Raw genomic sequence first — 17008 nt, 5'->3', positions numbered from 1 at the left:
TCAACCTTGGGGGCGACCATGACGACCTACGAGCATATCCTGTTCGACGAGACCGACGGCGTCGCGACGCTGACGATCAACCGCCCCGCGATGCTCAACGCGCTGCACACCGCGCTGATCGCCGAGATGATCCACGCCGTCGACCGGGTTCGCGACGAGGGCAAGTCGCGCTGCCTGCTGCTGACCGGCGCGGGCCGCGGCTTTTCGAGCGGGGCCGACCTGGCGGGCGGAGATACCGCGAGCAGCGCGCTTAGCGGCGGCGCGGTAGACGCGGGCAAAGTACTCGAAACCCATTTCAATCCGCTGCTCGAGCGGCTGTTCGCGCTGCCGGTGCCCTTCGTCACCGCGGTCAACGGGCCCGCGGCGGGCGCCGGCTGCTCGTTCGCGCTGAGCGGCGACATCGTGATCGCGGCGAAGTCGGCGTATTTCCTCCAGGCGTTCGTCAACATCGGCCTCGTCCCCGACGTCGGCTCGACGTGGCTGCTGCCGCGCCTCGCGGGCAAGGCGCGCGCGCAGGCGATGATGATGCTGGGCGAGCGCATTCCCGCCGCGACCGCGCTCGACTGGGGCATGATCTACCAGGTGGTCGACGATGTCGAGCTGATGCCGACCGCGACCGCGATCGCCACCAAGCTCGCGAAGGGCCCGACGCGCGCGCTGTCGCTGATCCGCCACGGTATTCGCGATTCGCTCGACAAGTCGCTGACCGAGGCACTGATGCTCGAACGCCGCAACCAGCGGCTGGCGGGCGGGTCGCCGGACTTCATCGAGGGCGTCAGCGCCTTCCTGCAGAAGCGGCCGGCGGCGTTCAGCGGCAAATGACGACGCGGCGACCGAATTGGGGCGCGGTCGCGCTGTTCTTCGTCGTCGCGTGCCTGTGGTCCTGGGCGGCGGCTCGCTGGGGTGCGCTGCATTTTCCGGTCGGCGACACGACACTGCGTATCGACGATTCGATCCTCGTGGGCTTCGGACCCGCGGCGGGCGCGATGGCGGCGCTGCTGGTGACGCGGCGGCGGCCTGATATCGTGACCTTCCTCGGCCAAAGCCCGCGCACAGCGTTGCTCGCGCTTCTCGCGCCCATCATCCTCGTCGCTGCCTTCGGCCTCGCAAAGCCGCACCTGGGGCCGCATGTCGACGGCTTCACCTTCGCGCTAACCGTGGTGATCTACTGCATCGGGGAGGAGCTCGGCTGGCGCGGCTGGCTGCACGACGAACTCGCGAGCCTGAAGACATGGCAGGTCGCGGTCATCACAGCGCCCTTGTGGTACGCCTGGCACTGGACCTTCCTGGCCGACCTGTACGACAGCCTGCAATTCGCGGCGGGCTTTGCGGCGCTGGTCGCCGTCGCGAGCTTCGGCCTCGCGCAGGCAGTCCGTCGGACACGCTCGGTCGCGGTCGCGGTCGCCTGGCACGCGGCGGCGAAGATGCTGTTCTGGCCCGCGCAGATCGCGCTGATGATCGCGGCGATCGCCTATGCGACCTGGGCGGGCGGGCGGCGGACGCGCTAGGCGCCGCGATCAGTCGTCGGCGACCGCGCGGATCAGGGCAAGCGTGCGGGGGGCCAGCCGCACATCGAAGCGCTTGCCGTCGGCCTTGCGGGCGTCGTCGATCTCCCAATACGGACCGTCATCGTCGAGCTCGACCTCTTCCCAGCTGACATAGCCGAGGCTGGCCATCCTCTTCTTCAGCGCGACCGTCTCGGCGGCGTTGGGGGCACGGTCGTCGGCCAGCGCCGGAGTTGCAACCGCGAGGGTCGTCGCGAGCAGTACGATCTTAAGCATTGGTCTCTCCTTCGCCCGGTCAAACCGGTGCGACGAAAGGTCGTTCCCTCAACCCTGGCGGTAGCGCGCGAGGAACCCCTCCGCGAATGCCTCCAACCGCCCCTCCGCGATCGCCGCCCGCAGGTCGGCCATCAGCTGCTGGTAGAACCAGATATTATGCTCGGTCAGCAGCATGGCGCCGAGCATCTCGCCTGCCTTCGTCAGGTGGTGGAGGTAGGCGCGCGACGGCCCGTTGCACACCGGGCAGGCGCAGCCGGGATCGAGCGGTGCCTTGTCCTCGGCGTGCTTCGCATTGCGCAGGTTCACTGGCCCGTCGCGCGTGAAGGCCTGGCCGTTGCGCCCCGAGCGCGTCGGCAGCACGCAATCGAACATGTCGACGCCGCGCCGGACTGCGCCGACGATGTCGTCGGGCTTGCCGACCCCCATCAGGTAGCGCGGCGCTTCGGCGGGCAGTTGCGCGGTCGCATAGTCGAGGACGCCGAACATCGCCTCCTGCCCCTCCCCTACCGCCAGGCCCCCGATCGCATAGCCGTGGAAGCCGATGCCGGTCAGTGCGGCGGCGCTCTCGGCGCGCAGCCGCTCGTCGAGACCGCCCTGCTGGATGCCGAAGATCGCGCCGGTGTCGCCGAGCGCATCGAACGCAGTGCGCGACCGCGCCGCCCAGCGCATCGATCGCTGCATCGCCGCCTCCACCACCGGGCGCTCGGCGGGCAGCGCGACGAGCTCGTCGAACGCCATGACGATGTCGGAGCCGAGCAGGCGCTGGATCTCGATCGAGCGTTCGGGGGTCACCATGTGCTTAGACCCGTCGAGGTGCGACGCGAACGCCACCCCCTCCTCGCTGCGCTTGGTCAGCGTGCTCAGGCTCATCACCTGATAGCCGCCGCTGTCGGTCAGGATCGGCCCCGACCAGCCCATGAAATCGTGCAGGCCGCCCAGCCGCGCGACGCGCTCGGCCCCGGGGCGCAGCATCAGGTGATAGGTGTTGCCCAAGATGATATCGGCGCCCGCCGCGCGCACCTCGCTGGCGCGCATCGCCTTCACCGTCGCGGCGGTGCCGACGGGCATGAAGGCAGGCGTGCGGATGGTGCCGCGGGCCATCGCGATGGTGCCGGTACGCGCGGCACCATCGCGGGCCTGAATGCTGAACTCGAAGCGTGTGGTCATGCGGCGGCGTGTAGCCGCCGCCCCGGGCTCACGCCAGCGCGGACGCCCCGCGGCGACGGCGCAGCGCCGCACCGACCAGCCCGAAGCCGCCGATCATCAGCGCCCAGCTCGCGGGCTCGGGAACCGTCGCGGCGAGGTTGTCGATCGAGTAGTTGTACTCGGCGCCGAACGGCAGCAGCGAGAAGCCGCCGATGCCATTGGTCGAATCGACGCTGAAGCGGGTGTAGCCGCTCTGCGCGAAGTCGTACGGCGGGCCGGCGACGGGGGTGATGACGACGTTGAGCAGCGAGTTGCCGTCGATGTCGAAGACGTCGAGCGTCTGCTGGTTGTAGCCGAGGATATCGAACGAGAAGTTGCGGATCGTGCGGGCGAAGTCGGCATCGAACAGGATGCGGACCTGGCCGCCGTCGAAGGGGTTGCCGTCGAAAACGGTCAGGCCGGTGACGTTGTTGCCGCGGTCGTTGGGATCGAAGAACACGCGCGTGGCGTTCGAATTTTGCGCGAACCAGCGCGTCTCCCACCCGGCATAGGGCGAACCGAAGTCCTCGGTCAGCACGCCCGCGTGCAGCGGCACGGCTGCGGCAAGGGCGAGGACGGTCAACAGGCTGCGCAGCATCATGGGGCTCCCGGTGGCAATTTCCAGCGCCAGACTAGCCCCGCGAGTTCGACAGTTTCGTTACTTAATCGTGAAGTTTCAGCTTGTTACGCCTGCGTATCGGGCAACAGCAGACATGCGTCGCCATAGCTGTAGAAGCGGTATTCGTGCGCGACGGCGTGCGCGTAGGCGGCACGCATGGTGTCCAGCCCCATCATTGCGCTGACCAGCATGAACAGGGTCGAACGCGGCAGATGAAAGTTGGTCAGCAAACCGTGGACCGCGCGGAAGCGGTAGCCGGGGGTGATGAAGATGCGGGTGTCGCCCGACCAGGCGTCGAGCCCAGCGCTTTCCAGTACGCGCAGGCTTGTCGTGCCGACGGCGATCACCCGGCCGCCGCTCGCGCGGACGGCCTGCAGGCGCGCGGCGGTCGCGGCGTCGAGGCTGCCCCATTCGGCGTGCATCGCATGGTCGTCGGTGTCCTCGGCCTTGACCGGCAGGAAGGTGCCCGCGCCGACGTGGAGGGTTACCGTCTCGCGCGCGATCCCCGCCGCGTCGAGCGCGGCGAGCAGCGCGGGGGTGAAGTGCAGCCCGGCGGTGGGTGCGGCGACTGCCCCGGCTTCCCGCGCGAACATCGTCTGGTAGTCGGCGGCGTCACGGTCGTCGGCGGGGCGCTTCGACGCGATGTAAGGCGGCAGCGGCATCACCCCGGCGGCTGCGAGCGCGATTTCGAACGGCACGCTGGCCGCGAACTCCCACAGGATCGCGCCGTCGTCGGCCTTTTCGAGGACCTTTCCGGACAACCCGTGGCCGAAGTCGACCGTGTCGCCCACCGCCAGCCGCCGCGCGTTGCGGACGAACGCCCACCAGCGCCACACGCCCTCGCGCTTGTGGAGCGTCACGCCGATCCGCGCCTGGCCGCGGGTGCCCGACAGCTGCGCCGGGATGACGCGCGTGTCGTTGAAGACGAGGACATCGCCGCGCCGTAACCGCCCGGGCAGGTCGGCGATGCCGAGGTCGCTCAGCGCGTGCGGCGTGACCTCGAGCAGGCGCGCGCTGTCACGCGGCTCGGCGGGGCGCAGCGCGATGCGGTCGGGGGGCAGTTCGAAATCGAAGTCGGCGACGCGCACTTAGAGCTGCGGCGTCCCCGGCACGACGGGCGCAGGCGCAGGCGCCGCGGGGATCGGCGTGCTCGGTGCCGGCGGGGGCACGTTGTCGCTGCCGATCGAGGCGCGGACGATCTTGGTCGGGTTGGCGGGCGGCTCGCCGCGCTCGATCGCGTCGACGATGTCCATGCCCGCAAACACGCGGCCCCAGACGGTGTAGTTGCGGTCGAGCTTCAGCACCGGCTGGAAGACGATGTAGAACTGGCTGTTGGCGCTGTCGGGACTGGTAGCGCGCGCCATCGCGACCGCGCCGCGGACGTGCGGCAGGTCGTTGAATTCGGCCTTCAGGTCGGGCAGCTTCGATCCGCCCTGGCCGGTGGCGGTCGGGTCGCCGCCCTGCGCCATGAAGCCCTCGATGACGCGATGGAAGACCAGCCCGTCGTAGAATTTCTCGCGCACCAGCGTCTTGATGCGCTCGACATGCAGCGGCGCGACATCGGGGCGCATCTGGATCGACACGCGCCCGCCGCTCGACAGGTCGAGGTTGAGCGTATTCTCGGGCGTCACCGGCGGCGTCGTCAGCACGACGTCCTTGGTCTGCGTCGGCAGCGGCTTGGGCGTCGTCGCGACCTCGGGCTCCTTGCGCCCCTGCGCGAAGGCGGGGCTCAGCGCCAGCACGGCCAGGCCGGTCAGGATGGAACGTCGGATCAAGTGCAGGTCCCCATGAAGTTGCTCGCCGCGTAACGTCCTGTCGCTTTCGCGGGGCTGAACGTCACCCTTTCAGCTGCGCGACGCGCGCCGTGATGTCGGCGGCGATGCGCGGCGTGACGAACTTGCGGACGTCGCCGTCGTACATCGCGATTTCCTTGACCAGCTTCGACGCGATCGGCTGCAGCGCGACATCGGCCATCAGGAAGACGGTCTCGATCCGGCTGTTGAGCTGCTGGTTCATCCCCGCCATCTGGTATTCATACTCGAAATCGGCGACGGCGCGCAGCCCGCGGACGATCATCGACGCGCCCTGGCTCTCGGCGAACTTCATCAGTAGCGCGTCGAACTCGACGACCGCGATATTCGTCATGCCCTCGGTCTCGCGCCGGACATGCGCGACGCGCTCGGCCAGCGTGAACATCGGCGACTTCGACGGGTTGGTCGCGACGCCGATCACGAGCCGGTCGACGAGCTTCGCACCGCGCCGGATGATGTCCATGTGGCCCAGCGTGACGGGGTCGAACGTGCCCGGATAGACGCCGATGCGGGTGGTCACCGGTCGCGCTCGATCGCGAAGCGCGCGATGGCGCGCAACAGGTCGGCCTCCTGGCCGAAATCCTTGAGGTGCTCGATCGCCTGGTCGATCAGCATCGTCGCCTGCTGGCGCGCGCGGTCGACGCCGAGCAGCGAGACGAAGGTCGCCTTGCCGGCGGCCGCATCCTTCTGCACCGCCTTGCCGGTCTTGGCCGACGAACCCTCGACGTCGAGCAGGTCGTCGGCGATCTGGAACGCGAGGCCCAGGTCGCGGGCATAGCCGCGCAGGGGCGTGCGCCCGCTTTCGGGGATGCGCCCCATGATGGCGCCCGCCTCGAGGCAGAAGCCGATCAGCGCGCCTGTTTTGAGCTGCTGCAGGCGGGTGGTGGCGCCGATGTCGAACGCCGCGTGCTCGGCGGTCAGGTCCATCATCTGGCCGCCTGCCATGCCCGCCGGGCCGCTGGCGCGGGCGAGTTCGAGCACCAGTTCGGCGCGCGCGAACGGATCCTCGTGCGTCGCTGGCTCGCTCAGCACCTCGAAGGCGAGCGCGTGCAGCGAATCGCCAGCCAGCACCGCGGTCGCCTCGTCGAAGGCCTTGTGAACGGTCGGCTTGCCGCGACGCAGGTCGTCGTCGTCCATGCACGGCAGGTCGTCGTGGATCAGCGAATAGCAGTGCACCGCCTCGATCGCGATGGCGACGCGCAGCGCGCGCTCGCGGTCGACGTGGAACAGGTCGCAGGCGGCGACGACGAGCAGCGGCCGCATCCGCTTGCCGCCGCCGATGACCGCGTGGCGCATTGCCTCGTACAGCCGTGCGCGGCCGTCGTCGGGCACGGCGAGCAGCCGGTCGAAGCGCTGATCCATCGACTTGCCGATGGCATCCAGCGCGGGCTTCAGACTGATCGAGGCCTGTACCAAGTGCAGCGCCGGCATCAGGCGGCGTCGAACGGGCGGGTGCCGACCGCCTGGCCGTCGGCATTCTGCTGGATCGCCTCGATCCGAGCGGTCGCGCCCGCGAGCTTCGCCTCGCAGACGCCCTTCAGGCGCTGGCCCTCGGTATAAAGGTCGATCGACGCCTCCAGCGGGGCATCGCCCGCCTCAAGCTGCTGGACGATTTTCTCGAGCCGCGCGAGGGCGTCCTCGAAGCTCAGGTCGGTGGTCGGCGCATCGGTCATCGGCACGTGATGGACGGGCGGCTGGCGGGGGTCAAGCATGCAGCGCGCTCACGAAAACGGCGGCGGTGTGACCCGCCGCCGTCGATCGTTTCACTCGTGCCGAATTCAGGCGGCGACGGCCGTGCGGCGGCGGCGGGCGGCGATGCCGACCACGGCGAAGCCGGCGATCAGCAGGCCCCAGGTCGCGGGCTCGGGCACTGCGTTGAAGGCGATGTTCGACAGGCCGGGGTTGGCGCCGTTCGAGCTGATCACGCCGTACTGGATATAGCGCGCGGTAAAGCCGCTCAGCGACACGGTGTTCAGGAAGCTCGACGGACCCGACGGGCTGCCCGGCGTCGCCTGGTTGACGATCACCGCGCTGCCGAGCGTCGTGGTGAAGGTCGCGTCGGTATAGGCCTGCAGGAAGAAGCTGGTGGTGAAGTCGGTCGTGCCGCCGACATAGCCGCCGTTGCCGCCGCCCGAGGTGACGCGGTCGGTGACGAATGCGGTGTCGAGCGTGTAGACCGCGCCGAGGTCGAGGTTGAGGCGCGAGGCGCTGCCCTGGCCGAGCGATGCCCAGTCGGTGGTGGCCGAACCCGGGCCCTGGTCGATCGCGAAGGTGTCGTTGTAGGTCGGGAAGCTCGACGAGCCGACGGCGCTGACGGGCACGACGGTGACGGCGTGCGCGGCGACCGACACGGTTGCCGCGATGACCGAACCCAGAACAGTCTTGGCGAACATCTTTGCGACTCCACTAACGGCACGAATGATTTTCGAGATGCAATAGATGTGCCAGACTCCGGCACACGCCAATCCAACGACTTACAAGTCGTTGCGGAACCGGAATGTAAGGTTATCCGACATATCGGTGATAAATCACGCCGCCGCGTTGAACGGCAGGTCCTTGTCGGGCCGCAGGTCGCCCGGCAGGCCCAGCACGCGTTCGGCGATGATGTTGCGCAGGATCTCGTCGGTGCCGCCGGCGATGCGCAGGCCCGCCGACCAGAGATAGCTGCCCTGCAGGCGCGCCACGTCGGGGTCGGTCTCGGCGCCGGTCACGAAACCGCCGCTCTCCGACAGGTCAAGCGCGAACGCCGCCATGTCCTGCATCGTCTTGGCGACGACGACCTTGGCGATCGACGACTCAGGCCCGGGCATCTCGCCTTTCGACAGCGCCGACAGCGCGCGCATCTGGGTCAGCTTGATGCCCTCGTCGGCGATGTACGTCGCAGCGATACGCTGGCGCACGTCGGCCGCCTCGATCGCCGCGCCGTCGTCGCGCTGCACGCGCTTCGCCATGTCGAGTAGCGTCGCATAGCCCGGCGCGTGGCGCGGCTTGCCGCCGACCGCGAGGCGCTCGTTCATCAGCGTGGTCAGCGCGACCTTCCAGCCGTCGCCCTCGGCGCCGACACGGTGGCTGTCGGCCACGCGCACGCCGGTGAAGAACACCTCGTTGAAGTCGCTGCCCCCTGACATCTGCTTCAGCGGCCGCGCCTCGACGCCCGGCGCGTGCATGTCGACGATGAACATCGTCAGGCCCTTGTGCTTGGGCTTCGACGGATCGGTGCGGCAGACGATGATGCCGAAATCGCTGAGGTGCGCGTTGGTCGTCCAAACCTTCTGGCCGTCGATCACCCAGTCGTCGCCGTCCTTGACCGCCTTGGTGCGGATGCCCGCGAGGTCGGATCCCGCGACGGGTTCGGAGAACAGCTGGCACCAGACCTCCTCGCCGCTCAGCGCCTTGGCGACATAGCGGTCGATCAGCGCCTGCGAGCCGTGGCTGAACACGGTGGGGATGCACATGCCGAGCCCGATCGAGAACAGCTCGGTAGGCGCGTGGAAGCGGCTTTCCTCCTGGTTGAAGACGATCTGGTTCATCGGGCCGAGACCCTGCCCGCCGAACGCCTTGGGCCAGGTGATGCCGGTGAAACCGGCCTCGTACTTCTTGGTCTGCCAGCGCTTCGAGCGCGCGACGAAGTCGGCGCGGTCCATGGTGTCGGGCACATCGCGGAACTCGCCGATATTGGCGTCGATCCAGGCACGCACCTTGGTGCGATACTCGGCTTCCTGGGGGGTATCGTTGAAGTCCATGTCGCTACTCCCTCAAGCCGCCAGCGCGTTGCGCCGTTCAAGCGCACGCACCAGCCGGTCCGACCACCACGTCTTCGACCCCAGCGCCGCGACGATCGCGCGGTTGCGGCGGTAGTAAAACTGGCAGTCGCTGTCCCAGGTGAACCCCGTGCCGCCGTGGATCTGCAGATTTTCCTCGGCACAATAGGCGAGCGCATCGAGGCTGGCGACGCGCGCTGCTGCCGCAGCCTGGCGCAGCTCGGCCGCCCCGTCCTGCATCGCCCAGGCGCCGTGCAGCGCGTGCGCGCGGGCCAGTTCGAGCTTGATGTACATGTCGGCGCACTTGTGCTTGACGCCCTGGTAGCGACCGATCTTCTGGCCGAAGGCGGTGCGCTCCTTGGCATAGCCGATCGCCATCGCCATCGCCGCCGATGCCGTCCCCAGCGCCTCGAACGAGGTCAGGATCGCGGCGCGGTCGAGCCACTCGTGGTAGGTGTCGGGGGTGCCGAGCGGTGCGCACGGCGCATTGGTCAGCGTCAGTCTGCCGTGGCGGCGGACGAGATCGATCGTGTCGGCCGCCTCGCGCGTCACGCCGGGATCGCTGAGGTCGATCACATACAGCTGCACCCCGTCGGGCCCCTGCGCCGAGACCAGCGCGACGTCGGCGGCCATCAGGTCGGGCACCGGCACCTTGATGCCGGTGATGCGGTCGCCGGTCACCTTGGCGCCCGCGCGCGCCGGGGAGGCGGCATCGCCCTCCCCCCAGCCGACGCAGCCGATCAGCGCGCCCTCGGCAAAGCCGCCGAGCCAGCGCGTCTGCTGCTCCTCTGTGCCGACGAGCACCAGCGCCTCGGTGGCGAGCAGGGTCGACATGAACGGCACGGGCGCTAGGCTGCGGCCGATCTCCTCGGCCAGCACGCACGCCTCGTCGCCGCCAAGGCCGAGGCCGCCCATCGCCTCGGGGACGCGCGCCGCGGTCCAGCCGAGCTCGACGACCTGCGTCCACAGCATCGTGTCATAAGGCGAGTCGGCCGCCATCTGCGTGCGCGCCACCTTGGTCGTCGCGCGCTCGTCGAGGAAGCGCCGCGCCTGTTCGCGCAACGCCTTGGCATCGTCGGAAAAATCGAAATTCACGCGGTCGCTCTCCCCAGAGGTCGGCGCACCTTACGTTAACGTCAGCCTTGCGCAAGGGGCGCTGCATCGCCACAGTGTTTGAGCAAGGCACTACACCGGGAGCAGCAGCGATGAGCAGCGTCGAAGCCAAGGTCGTCGAGGAACTGATCGAGGGCTCCACGCCCGAGGAGCGGCGCGCGATCGCCGCCTGGGCGCAGAAGCTGCTCGATATCCGGGGCAGCAGCGACGACCCGTTCAGCAAGTCGCGCGAGGCGTTCATGGCGACGATCGACGGCAAGGCCGGCTGGCCGATCATCCGCCGCCTGGGCGACGCGATCAAGCGCAACGCCTGGGACGAGCGCTCCCCCGCCGAGCGCGCCGGCGTCGCGGGCGCGACCGCGATGGTCGCGCTGTTCGGCGGCATGTTCGCAGTGCTGACCGCGCTCGGGACCGCGGTGGGTGCGCCGATGTGGATCGTGTTCGGCAGCGGTGACGATGTCGCGCGCAAGCTGATCGCGGCGAGCGACGGGCCGCCGCTGGTCTAGAGCCTGAAGCCCGCCAGATAGTCGTAATGCGGCCGGCACGCGTCGAGCACGGGCAGCACCTCGTCAGGCACTGACGGCACCCTGTCGTCAGGCGCGCCGAACCCCGTCGAGGCCTCGACCGCACCGTACCAGTGCGCTGCCCACACGCCGTCGGTCGCGCGCCGCCCCGGCTCCCAGCTCAGCATCGCCGGATCCCACGCGATCCTAAGCGCGACACACAGCCGCCCCAGCACGTCCGCTGGGTTGCGGAGGATGTCGACCGCATCGACCACCGGCGGCGCATGACCCAGCCGGTCGGCCTCGCGGTCGAAATATTCGCATTGGCGCGCGAGGCCCAGATGGTCCGCCCGCACCGCCACTCGCTTCGCGGCATAGCTGGCGATCACCCGCGCCGGGTCGCGGATCAGGAAGGCGTGGGCATGTCCGGACAGATCGGCGATGCCGACGGGCCCCTCCATGTGGTGCGCCATGTGCTTCTGATACCAGATCGGCGCGCCGCCCGGGATCGATCCGGACATGGTGCGGGCCACCGAGGCCCAGTCACAGTCCATCGAGGCGATCACCTCCGCCTTCATCGGCTGATCGTCGCCGGTCTCGCGCAGGTAAGCGCCGTAGAAGGGCTCGTCGCTGACGAACGTGTCCGCCCGCGCGCCGAAGCTGCGCATCAGCGCGGTCGACAGGTTGCGCGGCCCCGACCACATCGCGATCCTCATGCGTCGGCGTCCTTCAGCGCTTCATAGAGCGCCTTAAGCCGCGACGTGACCTGTCCCGTGGACAATGCCCGCCCATCGATCGCGGAAACCGGTGTCAGCCCGCCGAAGGTGCCGGTGACGAACGCCTCGCTCGCATCCTTGAGGTTGCTCGGCGCGAAGTCCCCGCATCGCAGCGGTATCCCGTTCGCCTCGCACAGCGCGATGACGTTGGCGCGCGTCACGCCGTTGAAGCAGTAGTCGCCGCTCGACGTCCGCACCTCGCCGTCCCGCACCCAGAAGAAGTTGGTCGCGTTGCAGCTCGCGATATTGCCCTGCGGATCGAGCATCAGCGCCTCGTCCGCTCCGGCGGCGATCGCTTCGTTGAGCGCGAGGATCAGCGGCAGGCGGCTGTGCGAGTTGATCCGCATGTCGAACATCTGCGCCGAAGTCGTTCGGATCGTGGACGTGTGCAGCCGAAGCGTCATGTTCGGCGTCGGCTGCTTGTACTCCGCCAGCACCACCACCGTCGGCACCCCCAGCGCATTGCGCGGATCCTGGTTCGCCGCCCGCTTCTCGCCGCGCGTCACCATCAGCCGCAAATGCGCCCCGTCGTGCATGTCGTTCGCTGCCAGCACCTCGACCATCGCGTCCAGGAAATACGCGCGCGGCGGCAGGTCGAGCGCGATGCTCGTCGCGCCGCGATACAGCCGGTCGAGATGCGCCTCCTGGAACAACAGCCGCCCCCGGTGCAGCCGCAGCCCCTCCCAGATGCCGTCGCCGAGCACGAACCCCGCATCGAACACCGACACCTTGGCTTCGGCGCGCGACACCAGCGTGCCGTTCAGCCAGATCTTCAGGTCGGCGTTGCGCGGATCGGGCGCGAAGTCCTGGCTGCCCGCCATCCTAGCGCTTGAACAGGCTGTCGGCGGCGCTGCGGAAGGCGGTCGCCCCTGCGCGCTTTGCCCGGGTGCGCGCCACCTCCCCCTCCAGCGCCGCAATGCGGGCGTCGAGCTCAGTCAGCGACAGCCGGTCGAGGTCCTCGGCCAGCAGCTGCGCGAGCGCGCCGTCCTTGCGCGGCGGGGGCATCAGGTCGTCCATGTCCATGCGCGGAATCGTTGACCCGGCGAGCCCCCAAGTCAATATCGCCCCCATGACCATCCCGACAACGATGACCGCGATCGACCCCGAGCGTGCCGGCGGCCCTGAGCTGTTGGTCCCCGTCACCCGCCCCGTCCCCATCCCCGGCGACGGCGAAGTCCTGATCCGCGTCGCCGCCGCGGGCGTGAACCGCCCCGACGTGCTGCAGCGCCTCGGCCTCTACCCGATGCCGCCGGGCACGCCGTCGATCCTCGGCCTCGAGGTCGCGGGCGAGGTCGTCACCGGCAGCGGGCGCTGGCAGGCAGGCGACACGGTCTGCGCGCTGATCGCCGGCGGCGGCTATGCCGAATATGCCGTCGCCCCCGCCGCCCAGTGCCTGCCCGTGCCGGCGGGTATGAGCCTGACCGACGCCGCCGGTATCCCCGAGACCTATTTCACCGTCTGGTCGAACCTATTCGAGCGCGGCCGCGCCGCCGCGGGCGAGACCGTGCTGATCCACGGCGGCACCAGCGGCATCGGCGTCACCGCGATCCTGCTGGCGAAGGCGCGCGGGCTGACGGTGATCGTCACCTGCGGCAGCGACGCCAAGTGCGACGCCGCACGTGCGCTGGGGGCCGACCACGCGCTCAACTACAAGACACAAGACTGGGCCGCCGAGGTCACCGCGATCACCGGCGGCAAGGGCGTCGACGTCGTCCTCGACATGGTCGGCGGCGACTATATCCCGAAGAACATCGCGAGCCTCGCCGACGACGGCCGCCACGTCTCGATCGCCTTCCAGCGCGGGCCGAAGGCGGAGGTCAATTTCAGCGACGTCATGCGCCGTCGCCTTACCCTCACCGGCTCCACCCTCCGCCCCCGCCCGAAGGCGTTCAAGGCGGCGATCGCAGCGGCGCTGGAGCGCGAGGTCTGGCCACTGTTCGCGAGCGGTCAGCTCAAGTCCGTGACCGACATCGTCCTGCCCCTCACCGACGCCGCGCAGGCGCACCGCCGCATGGAGGCGGGCGATCACGTTGGGAAGATCATCCTCGCGACTTAGCGGCGCGGCAGCCAGTACTGCCGCCCCTCGAAATAGACATGGCCGTAGGTCGGCTTGCCGCCCTTGTCGAACAGAACATAGCGGTCGGTCACCGGCCCGCCGTCGAGCGCGACGCGCAGCACATAGCCGTCGATCTCGTAGCGCCCGCGTACCCCCTGCTTCCTGCCGCCCGCATAAGCGACGGCGCTGCTGCTACTGAAGTTGACCGACGACGACATACTCGTCTCGATCCGTCCGTCCGCGGTCAGCGTGAAGCCGCCGTAGCTCGTCGTCGACGTGCTGCCGCCGCCCATGGCGTTGTCGAACCCTGCGCCGCTCTTCGTCTGCCCGCGGAAGTCGAGACGGGTGCCGCGCGGCACCGGGGCCAGTTCGTGCACCATGTCGGTGATCCAAGGGTCGCCGTCCTCGACCTGCAGCGCGATCTTGCCGCCCGCGCGCCTCCAGCGCCCGCCCGTACAATCCTTGCGCGCCCGCAGCATCGCCAACGTCGGCGGCGCGCCGGGAGCGACCTGCGTACAGTCGGTCGCGATGCCGCCGGGGAACAGGAACCAGGGCGTGTTGGTGAAGGTCATCATCGGCGGATAGCCGACGAAGCTGCTCGCGCCGCGGATCACCGCGCCGACGGGCTGTGGCAGCCTGCCGCCGGCCGGCACCGACGCTGCGATGCCCGGCGCCTGCGTTCCGACCGGAGCCGGCAAGGTTGTTGAAGGCCTGCGCGCTGCGGACGTGCCCGCGAACTGCCCTACCGCACTCAGCAGCGCGCTCTCCGCCATCGCACCGCGCCCCGACGCCATGCCGAGCACGACCCGCCATTCACCGCCCGTCAGCTGCCGCGCCTGCACGATGCAGCGCCGGTCGGCGGCGCCGGCGATCAGTCGCAGGCTGCCTTCGCCGGCCGGCGCGTCGATCCGCCCCGCGACCGGACAGACCGGTATCCTGCCGATCAGCTTGCGCAGCGTCTCGGCACCGAAGCCGGGTACCGCATTCGGCGGAAATACGATCACCGACGTCATCGGAGCCGCCTTCGAGTCGTACACCACCCCGGGCCCCTGCCCCGCCCGCTCGACCCACCCGGCCGGCGCCGCGGCCGCCGCCAGCAGCGCCACGGGGACAATGGCAACGGCACCGACTCTGGACATGGCGACCTCCCTGCGCATGTGTGGCGCAGTAACGACGGGAAGCCGGATCGGTGCCTCTCAGGCCTGAAAACGCTCGCGAAAAGCGAAGTACCCGCGCGTCGCGTGGGGCCAGGCGCGCTCGTCCCACGGACGGCGGATGCGGCTGACGGTGATGCCCTGCTGCTGCAGAGCCTGCGTGATCTCGGCCAGATGCTGCGCCCCCGGCCCGACGGGGGCATGGGCGACGACGATCCGATCGAGACCGTGCGCGGACGCCCACTTCGCGACCGTGGCGGGCGTGGCATCGGTGAGGGCGGTCGCGGGAACCTGCCACGCGGCGGCGGCGCGTCCACAGGCATCGTCGAGGGCGTCGCGAACGAATGTCTCGACCGCGGCGGCGCGCCCTCGGGTCTGGCCAAGGCCGGCGACCGCCGCGATCTCCAGTCCGCCCAAATCGAGCGTTTCCGGCGACAGATCGTCCTCGCCGATCAACAGCCCGACCCGCCCGGTCGGCCGCGGGTCGGCCGCAGCGAGCGTCCCCGCCGGCGGCACCGGTGGCCCGGCAATTGGCCGCGCCTGCGTCGCCAGCCCGGCGGACACGAACCGCCCCCCGGTGTAGCGCGCGATATTGCCGGCGGTCGCCAGATAGGTCTTGCCGACCGTCTGCAGTCCTGCGACCCAGCGCCACGACAAGGTATTCGATGCCGGATCGCCGTCGAAAAGATGATGCTCGAACAGCGCCGCGCCGAGCTGCCACGGCAGGTTCAGCGTGAAGATCCAGATGCTCGCGAACCACATCCGCGCGTGGTTGTGGAGGTAGCCGTGTTCGGCCAGCTCGGCGATCCAGGCGTCGAAGCAGTCGATCCCGGTTCGCCCGACAAGCGCCCGCTCATAATCGCGCCGCCACCCGCCCGACTGGCCCTCCAGCCGCGCGACATCGCCCAGATAGTCGGTCCACACGCTCGGCCGCAGCTCGAGCCACCCCTTCCAATAGCTCCGCCAGATCACCTCCTGCACGAACTTGTCGGCCGCCTGCCCCGGATGCCGAGCCCGCACCGCGGCGACGACCTCGTCCTCGGTCACCAGCCGGTAGCGGAGATAGAGCGACAACCCCGACACGTTGCCCCGCTCGCCCGGCCCATGGTCGAAGTTGCGCGTCTCGGCATAGTCGCGGCCCGCGCGGTCGACGAAGGCAGCGAGTGTGGCGAGGGCGGCGGCGCGGGTGGGGGTGAAGAGCATGGGGCGTGGTAGCGGCGAACCCGATTATGGGCGCGTGGTAGAAGGTCGCGCCGCCTCGTCACCCTTGTCAACGCCATCCTGCGTAGATGTCGAGCGGCATTCGAGACGTCCTTTCTGCCACGCCCGTGCGCGAACTGTGCCGTTGTTCTTCTTGGGGCGCGGCCGGTAACCGATGTTGCGCCCCACCCGACGCGGCGGAGTCACATCCGCGGATCGAAGCAGTGACACATTCGTAAATGACTGTTCTAGTGTTTTCCGCATTTGAGACACGGTGCTCAATCGGGGGACGCTTATGATCGACCAAAGTTTGCTACCACTCGATTCTGTACAGTTAACCTCCCGCGCCACGCGCTTCTACAGCCGCTATGGGCGCGATCTCGAGCAAATACGGGAGGTGCTCAATATACGGCTTAGCCAGCTCGCCCTTGCGTACACTATCGCTAACAAACTACCTCCGGAGGCTGTGACAATCGGCTCCCGAGTAAAGTCACTTCAGAGCTTCCTTCTTAAGCTTAGCAGAAAAGATTGGCCGCAATTCTACTATCCGACCGAAGTTGTAGGAGACTTGATCGGGGCTCGAGTGACATGCTGGTTTATTGATGATTGTGAGGGTATTCGCCATTTTATTGAGAAATCAAACCATCTTGCGATTGGTGGAGAGGCAGAAGACTACATCTCTAAGCCGAAGGGGTCGGGCTATCGTTCGTTGCATTTGACTGCTGACGTAAGTTATGATGCCGTACGTCGCGACCGATATAATAATGTAATAGTTGTCGATGACAAGATTAAATGTGAGATTCAGATCCGAACAAAGCTTCAGGACGCCTGGGCCGATCTAACTCACGAGTTTCACTACAAGGCAGCCAATGCAGGTATTGTAAACCTGACCTACGAGAGGTTGATGTCCGAGATCTCGGAGCGCCTAGCTAGCGAAGATCGTTCGTTGCGTCTTTTGCGTGACGCATATCAAGAACTTGCTGAAGAAAAACTTGCTAGTGACGCTCGGGAAGGCTTTCGCGAAAGTTGATTCGTCGGTCAGCTGTTTT

General features: G+C 68.4%; 21 protein-coding genes. 5 read left to right on the top strand and 16 right to left on the bottom strand.

Features of this window, described 5'->3' with window-relative positions:
- Positions 1–18 precede the first annotated feature (18 nt).
- Together FMM06_RS06600 and FMM06_RS06595 are read left to right on the top strand one after the other, a co-directional pair.
- Entirely contained in the window at positions 19–822 is an 804-nt protein-coding gene (locus tag FMM06_RS06600; RefSeq protein WP_144236492.1) for an enoyl-CoA hydratase-related protein, read from the top strand.
- Positions 819–1508 (top strand): CPBP family glutamic-type intramembrane protease, encoded by a 690-nt coding sequence (locus FMM06_RS06595; RefSeq protein ID WP_144236491.1) that lies wholly within the window; start codon positions 819–821, stop codon positions 1506–1508. Before FMM06_RS06600 ends, FMM06_RS06595 begins: the two co-directional genes overlap by 4 nt.
- A gap of 9 nt (positions 1509–1517) precedes the next feature.
- On the opposite strand, the gene FMM06_RS06590 is transcribed toward FMM06_RS06595, so the two are convergent.
- The 11 genes from FMM06_RS06590 to FMM06_RS06540 all read right to left on the bottom strand — a co-directional run bounded on the left by FMM06_RS06590 (position 1518) and on the right by FMM06_RS06540 (position 10252).
- Positions 1518–1781: a PepSY domain-containing protein gene (locus FMM06_RS06590; RefSeq protein WP_144236490.1), complete on the bottom strand. Its 264-nt coding sequence runs from the start codon at positions 1779–1781 to the stop codon at positions 1518–1520.
- A gap of 48 nt (positions 1782–1829) precedes the next feature.
- Entirely contained in the window at positions 1830–2948 is a 1119-nt protein-coding gene (tgt, locus tag FMM06_RS06585; protein WP_144236489.1) for a tRNA guanosine(34) transglycosylase Tgt, read from the bottom strand.
- A gap of 28 nt (positions 2949–2976) precedes the next feature.
- Positions 2977–3567 (bottom strand): PEPxxWA-CTERM sorting domain-containing protein, encoded by a 591-nt coding sequence (locus tag FMM06_RS06580; RefSeq protein WP_235889116.1) that lies wholly within the window; start codon positions 3565–3567, stop codon positions 2977–2979.
- A gap of 83 nt (positions 3568–3650) precedes the next feature.
- Entirely contained in the window at positions 3651–4673 is a 1023-nt protein-coding gene (gene queA, locus FMM06_RS06575) for a tRNA preQ1(34) S-adenosylmethionine ribosyltransferase-isomerase QueA (RefSeq protein WP_144236488.1), read from the bottom strand.
- The gene (locus tag FMM06_RS06570) at positions 4674–5360 is read right to left on the bottom strand and encodes a peptidylprolyl isomerase (protein ID WP_144236487.1); all 687 of its coding nucleotides are present in this window, start codon (positions 5358–5360) and stop codon (positions 4674–4676) included.
- 61 nt (positions 5361–5421) lie between these two features.
- On the bottom strand, positions 5422–5916 hold the full coding sequence (gene coaD / locus FMM06_RS06565; protein ID WP_144236486.1) for a pantetheine-phosphate adenylyltransferase: 495 nt from the start codon (positions 5914–5916) through the stop codon (positions 5422–5424).
- The gene (locus tag FMM06_RS06560) at positions 5913–6827 is read right to left on the bottom strand and encodes a polyprenyl synthetase family protein (RefSeq protein ID WP_144236485.1); all 915 of its coding nucleotides are present in this window, start codon (positions 6825–6827) and stop codon (positions 5913–5915) included. Before FMM06_RS06560 ends, coaD begins: the two co-directional genes overlap by 4 nt.
- Complete coding sequence (locus FMM06_RS06555; RefSeq protein WP_407925187.1) at positions 6827–7108, bottom strand: exodeoxyribonuclease VII small subunit; 282 nt, start codon at positions 7106–7108, stop codon at positions 6827–6829. The genes FMM06_RS06560 and FMM06_RS06555 overlap by 1 nt, the downstream gene beginning before the upstream one ends.
- 66 nt (positions 7109–7174) lie before the next feature.
- Complete coding sequence (locus tag FMM06_RS06550; protein ID WP_144236484.1) at positions 7175–7789, bottom strand: PEPxxWA-CTERM sorting domain-containing protein; 615 nt, start codon at positions 7787–7789, stop codon at positions 7175–7177.
- A gap of 135 nt (positions 7790–7924) precedes the next feature.
- Positions 7925–9139, bottom strand: coding sequence for an acyl-CoA dehydrogenase family protein (locus FMM06_RS06545; RefSeq protein ID WP_144236483.1), 1215 nt, complete (start codon positions 9137–9139; stop codon positions 7925–7927).
- A 12-nt stretch (positions 9140–9151) separates the two neighbouring features.
- Positions 9152–10252 carry an acyl-CoA dehydrogenase family protein gene (locus FMM06_RS06540; protein WP_144236482.1) on the bottom strand — a complete coding sequence of 367 codons (1101 nt, stop codon included), beginning with the start codon at positions 10250–10252 and terminating at the stop codon, positions 9152–9154.
- A gap of 110 nt (positions 10253–10362) precedes the next feature.
- Between FMM06_RS06540 and FMM06_RS06535 the strand changes: the two genes are divergently transcribed.
- Positions 10363–10776, top strand: coding sequence for a hypothetical protein (locus FMM06_RS06535; RefSeq protein WP_144236481.1), 414 nt, complete (start codon positions 10363–10365; stop codon positions 10774–10776).
- On the opposite strand, the gene FMM06_RS06530 is transcribed toward FMM06_RS06535, so the two are convergent.
- The 3 genes from FMM06_RS06530 to FMM06_RS06520 are packed head-to-tail and all read right to left on the bottom strand — an operon-like array spanning position 10773 to position 12572.
- A complete protein-coding gene (locus FMM06_RS06530) occupies positions 10773–11489 on the bottom strand; it encodes a sulfotransferase-like domain-containing protein (RefSeq protein WP_144236480.1) in 717 nt (238 codons plus the stop codon). The two genes, FMM06_RS06535 and FMM06_RS06530, sit on opposite strands and share 4 nt — an antisense overlap.
- On the bottom strand, positions 11486–12370 hold the full coding sequence (locus FMM06_RS06525; protein WP_144236479.1) for an aminotransferase class IV: 885 nt from the start codon (positions 12368–12370) through the stop codon (positions 11486–11488). Before FMM06_RS06525 ends, FMM06_RS06530 begins: the two co-directional genes overlap by 4 nt.
- Before the next feature lies 1 nt (position 12371).
- Complete coding sequence (locus tag FMM06_RS06520; protein ID WP_144236478.1) at positions 12372–12572, bottom strand: DUF1192 domain-containing protein; 201 nt, start codon at positions 12570–12572, stop codon at positions 12372–12374.
- Positions 12573–12618: 46 nt separating this feature from the next.
- Here FMM06_RS06520 and FMM06_RS06515 point away from each other — a divergent pair, with 46 nt between their 5' ends.
- Positions 12619–13605 (top strand): NAD(P)H-quinone oxidoreductase, encoded by a 987-nt coding sequence (locus FMM06_RS06515; RefSeq protein ID WP_144236477.1) that lies wholly within the window; start codon positions 12619–12621, stop codon positions 13603–13605.
- On the opposite strand, the gene FMM06_RS06510 is transcribed toward FMM06_RS06515, so the two are convergent.
- The gene (locus tag FMM06_RS06510; protein ID WP_144236476.1) at positions 13602–14744 is read right to left on the bottom strand and encodes a hypothetical protein; all 1143 of its coding nucleotides are present in this window, start codon (positions 14742–14744) and stop codon (positions 13602–13604) included. The two genes, FMM06_RS06515 and FMM06_RS06510, sit on opposite strands and share 4 nt — an antisense overlap.
- A gap of 57 nt (positions 14745–14801) precedes the next feature.
- Positions 14802–15962, bottom strand: coding sequence for an FAD-binding domain-containing protein (locus tag FMM06_RS06505; RefSeq protein ID WP_144236475.1), 1161 nt, complete (start codon positions 15960–15962; stop codon positions 14802–14804).
- Positions 15963–16254: 292 nt separating this feature from the next.
- Here FMM06_RS06505 and FMM06_RS06500 point away from each other — a divergent pair, with 292 nt between their 5' ends.
- The gene (locus FMM06_RS06500) at positions 16255–16989 is read left to right on the top strand and encodes a GTP pyrophosphokinase (protein WP_144236474.1); all 735 of its coding nucleotides are present in this window, start codon (positions 16255–16257) and stop codon (positions 16987–16989) included.
- Positions 16990–17008: the final 19 nt, after the last annotated feature.

The sequence above is a fragment of the Glacieibacterium frigidum genome (assembly GCF_007097155.1).
GTDB lineage: Bacteria > Pseudomonadota > Alphaproteobacteria > Sphingomonadales > Sphingomonadaceae > Glacieibacterium > Glacieibacterium frigidum.
This window is presented reverse-complemented; position numbering and strand designations above follow the sequence as displayed.

Excerpts from the sequence above, each read along its gene's own strand:
- FMM06_RS06535 (WP_144236481.1), top strand. The coding sequence starts at position 10,363 with ATGAGCAGCGTCGAAGCCAAGGTCGTCGAGGAACTGATCGAGGGCTCC.
- FMM06_RS06505 (WP_144236475.1), bottom strand. The coding sequence starts at position 15,962 with ATGCTCTTCACCCCCACCCGCGCCGCCGCCCTCGCCACACTCGCTGCC.
- FMM06_RS06525 (WP_144236479.1), bottom strand. The coding sequence starts at position 12,370 with ATGGCGGGCAGCCAGGACTTCGCGCCCGATCCGCGCAACGCCGACCTG.
- FMM06_RS06600 (WP_144236492.1), top strand. The coding sequence starts at position 19 with ATGACGACCTACGAGCATATCCTGTTCGACGAGACCGACGGCGTCGCG.
- FMM06_RS06590 (WP_144236490.1), bottom strand. The coding sequence starts at position 1,781 with ATGCTTAAGATCGTACTGCTCGCGACGACCCTCGCGGTTGCAACTCCG.
- FMM06_RS06555 (WP_407925187.1), bottom strand. The coding sequence starts at position 7,108 with ATGCTTGACCCCCGCCAGCCGCCCGTCCATCACGTGCCGATGACCGAT.
- FMM06_RS06510 (WP_144236476.1), bottom strand. The coding sequence starts at position 14,744 with ATGTCCAGAGTCGGTGCCGTTGCCATTGTCCCCGTGGCGCTGCTGGCG.
- FMM06_RS06560 (WP_144236485.1), bottom strand. The coding sequence starts at position 6,827 with ATGCCGGCGCTGCACTTGGTACAGGCCTCGATCAGTCTGAAGCCCGCG.
- FMM06_RS06515 (WP_144236477.1), top strand. The coding sequence starts at position 12,619 with ATGACCATCCCGACAACGATGACCGCGATCGACCCCGAGCGTGCCGGC.
- FMM06_RS06530 (WP_144236480.1), bottom strand. The coding sequence starts at position 11,489 with ATGAGGATCGCGATGTGGTCGGGGCCGCGCAACCTGTCGACCGCGCTG.
- FMM06_RS06520 (WP_144236478.1), bottom strand. The coding sequence starts at position 12,572 with ATGGACATGGACGACCTGATGCCCCCGCCGCGCAAGGACGGCGCGCTC.
- tgt (WP_144236489.1), bottom strand. The coding sequence starts at position 2,948 with ATGACCACACGCTTCGAGTTCAGCATTCAGGCCCGCGATGGTGCCGCG.
- FMM06_RS06500 (WP_144236474.1), top strand. The coding sequence starts at position 16,255 with ATGATCGACCAAAGTTTGCTACCACTCGATTCTGTACAGTTAACCTCC.
- FMM06_RS06595 (WP_144236491.1), top strand. The coding sequence starts at position 819 with ATGACGACGCGGCGACCGAATTGGGGCGCGGTCGCGCTGTTCTTCGTC.
- FMM06_RS06545 (WP_144236483.1), bottom strand. The coding sequence starts at position 9,139 with ATGGACTTCAACGATACCCCCCAGGAAGCCGAGTATCGCACCAAGGTG.
- FMM06_RS06580 (WP_235889116.1), bottom strand. The coding sequence starts at position 3,567 with ATGATGCTGCGCAGCCTGTTGACCGTCCTCGCCCTTGCCGCAGCCGTG.
- FMM06_RS06550 (WP_144236484.1), bottom strand. The coding sequence starts at position 7,789 with ATGTTCGCCAAGACTGTTCTGGGTTCGGTCATCGCGGCAACCGTGTCG.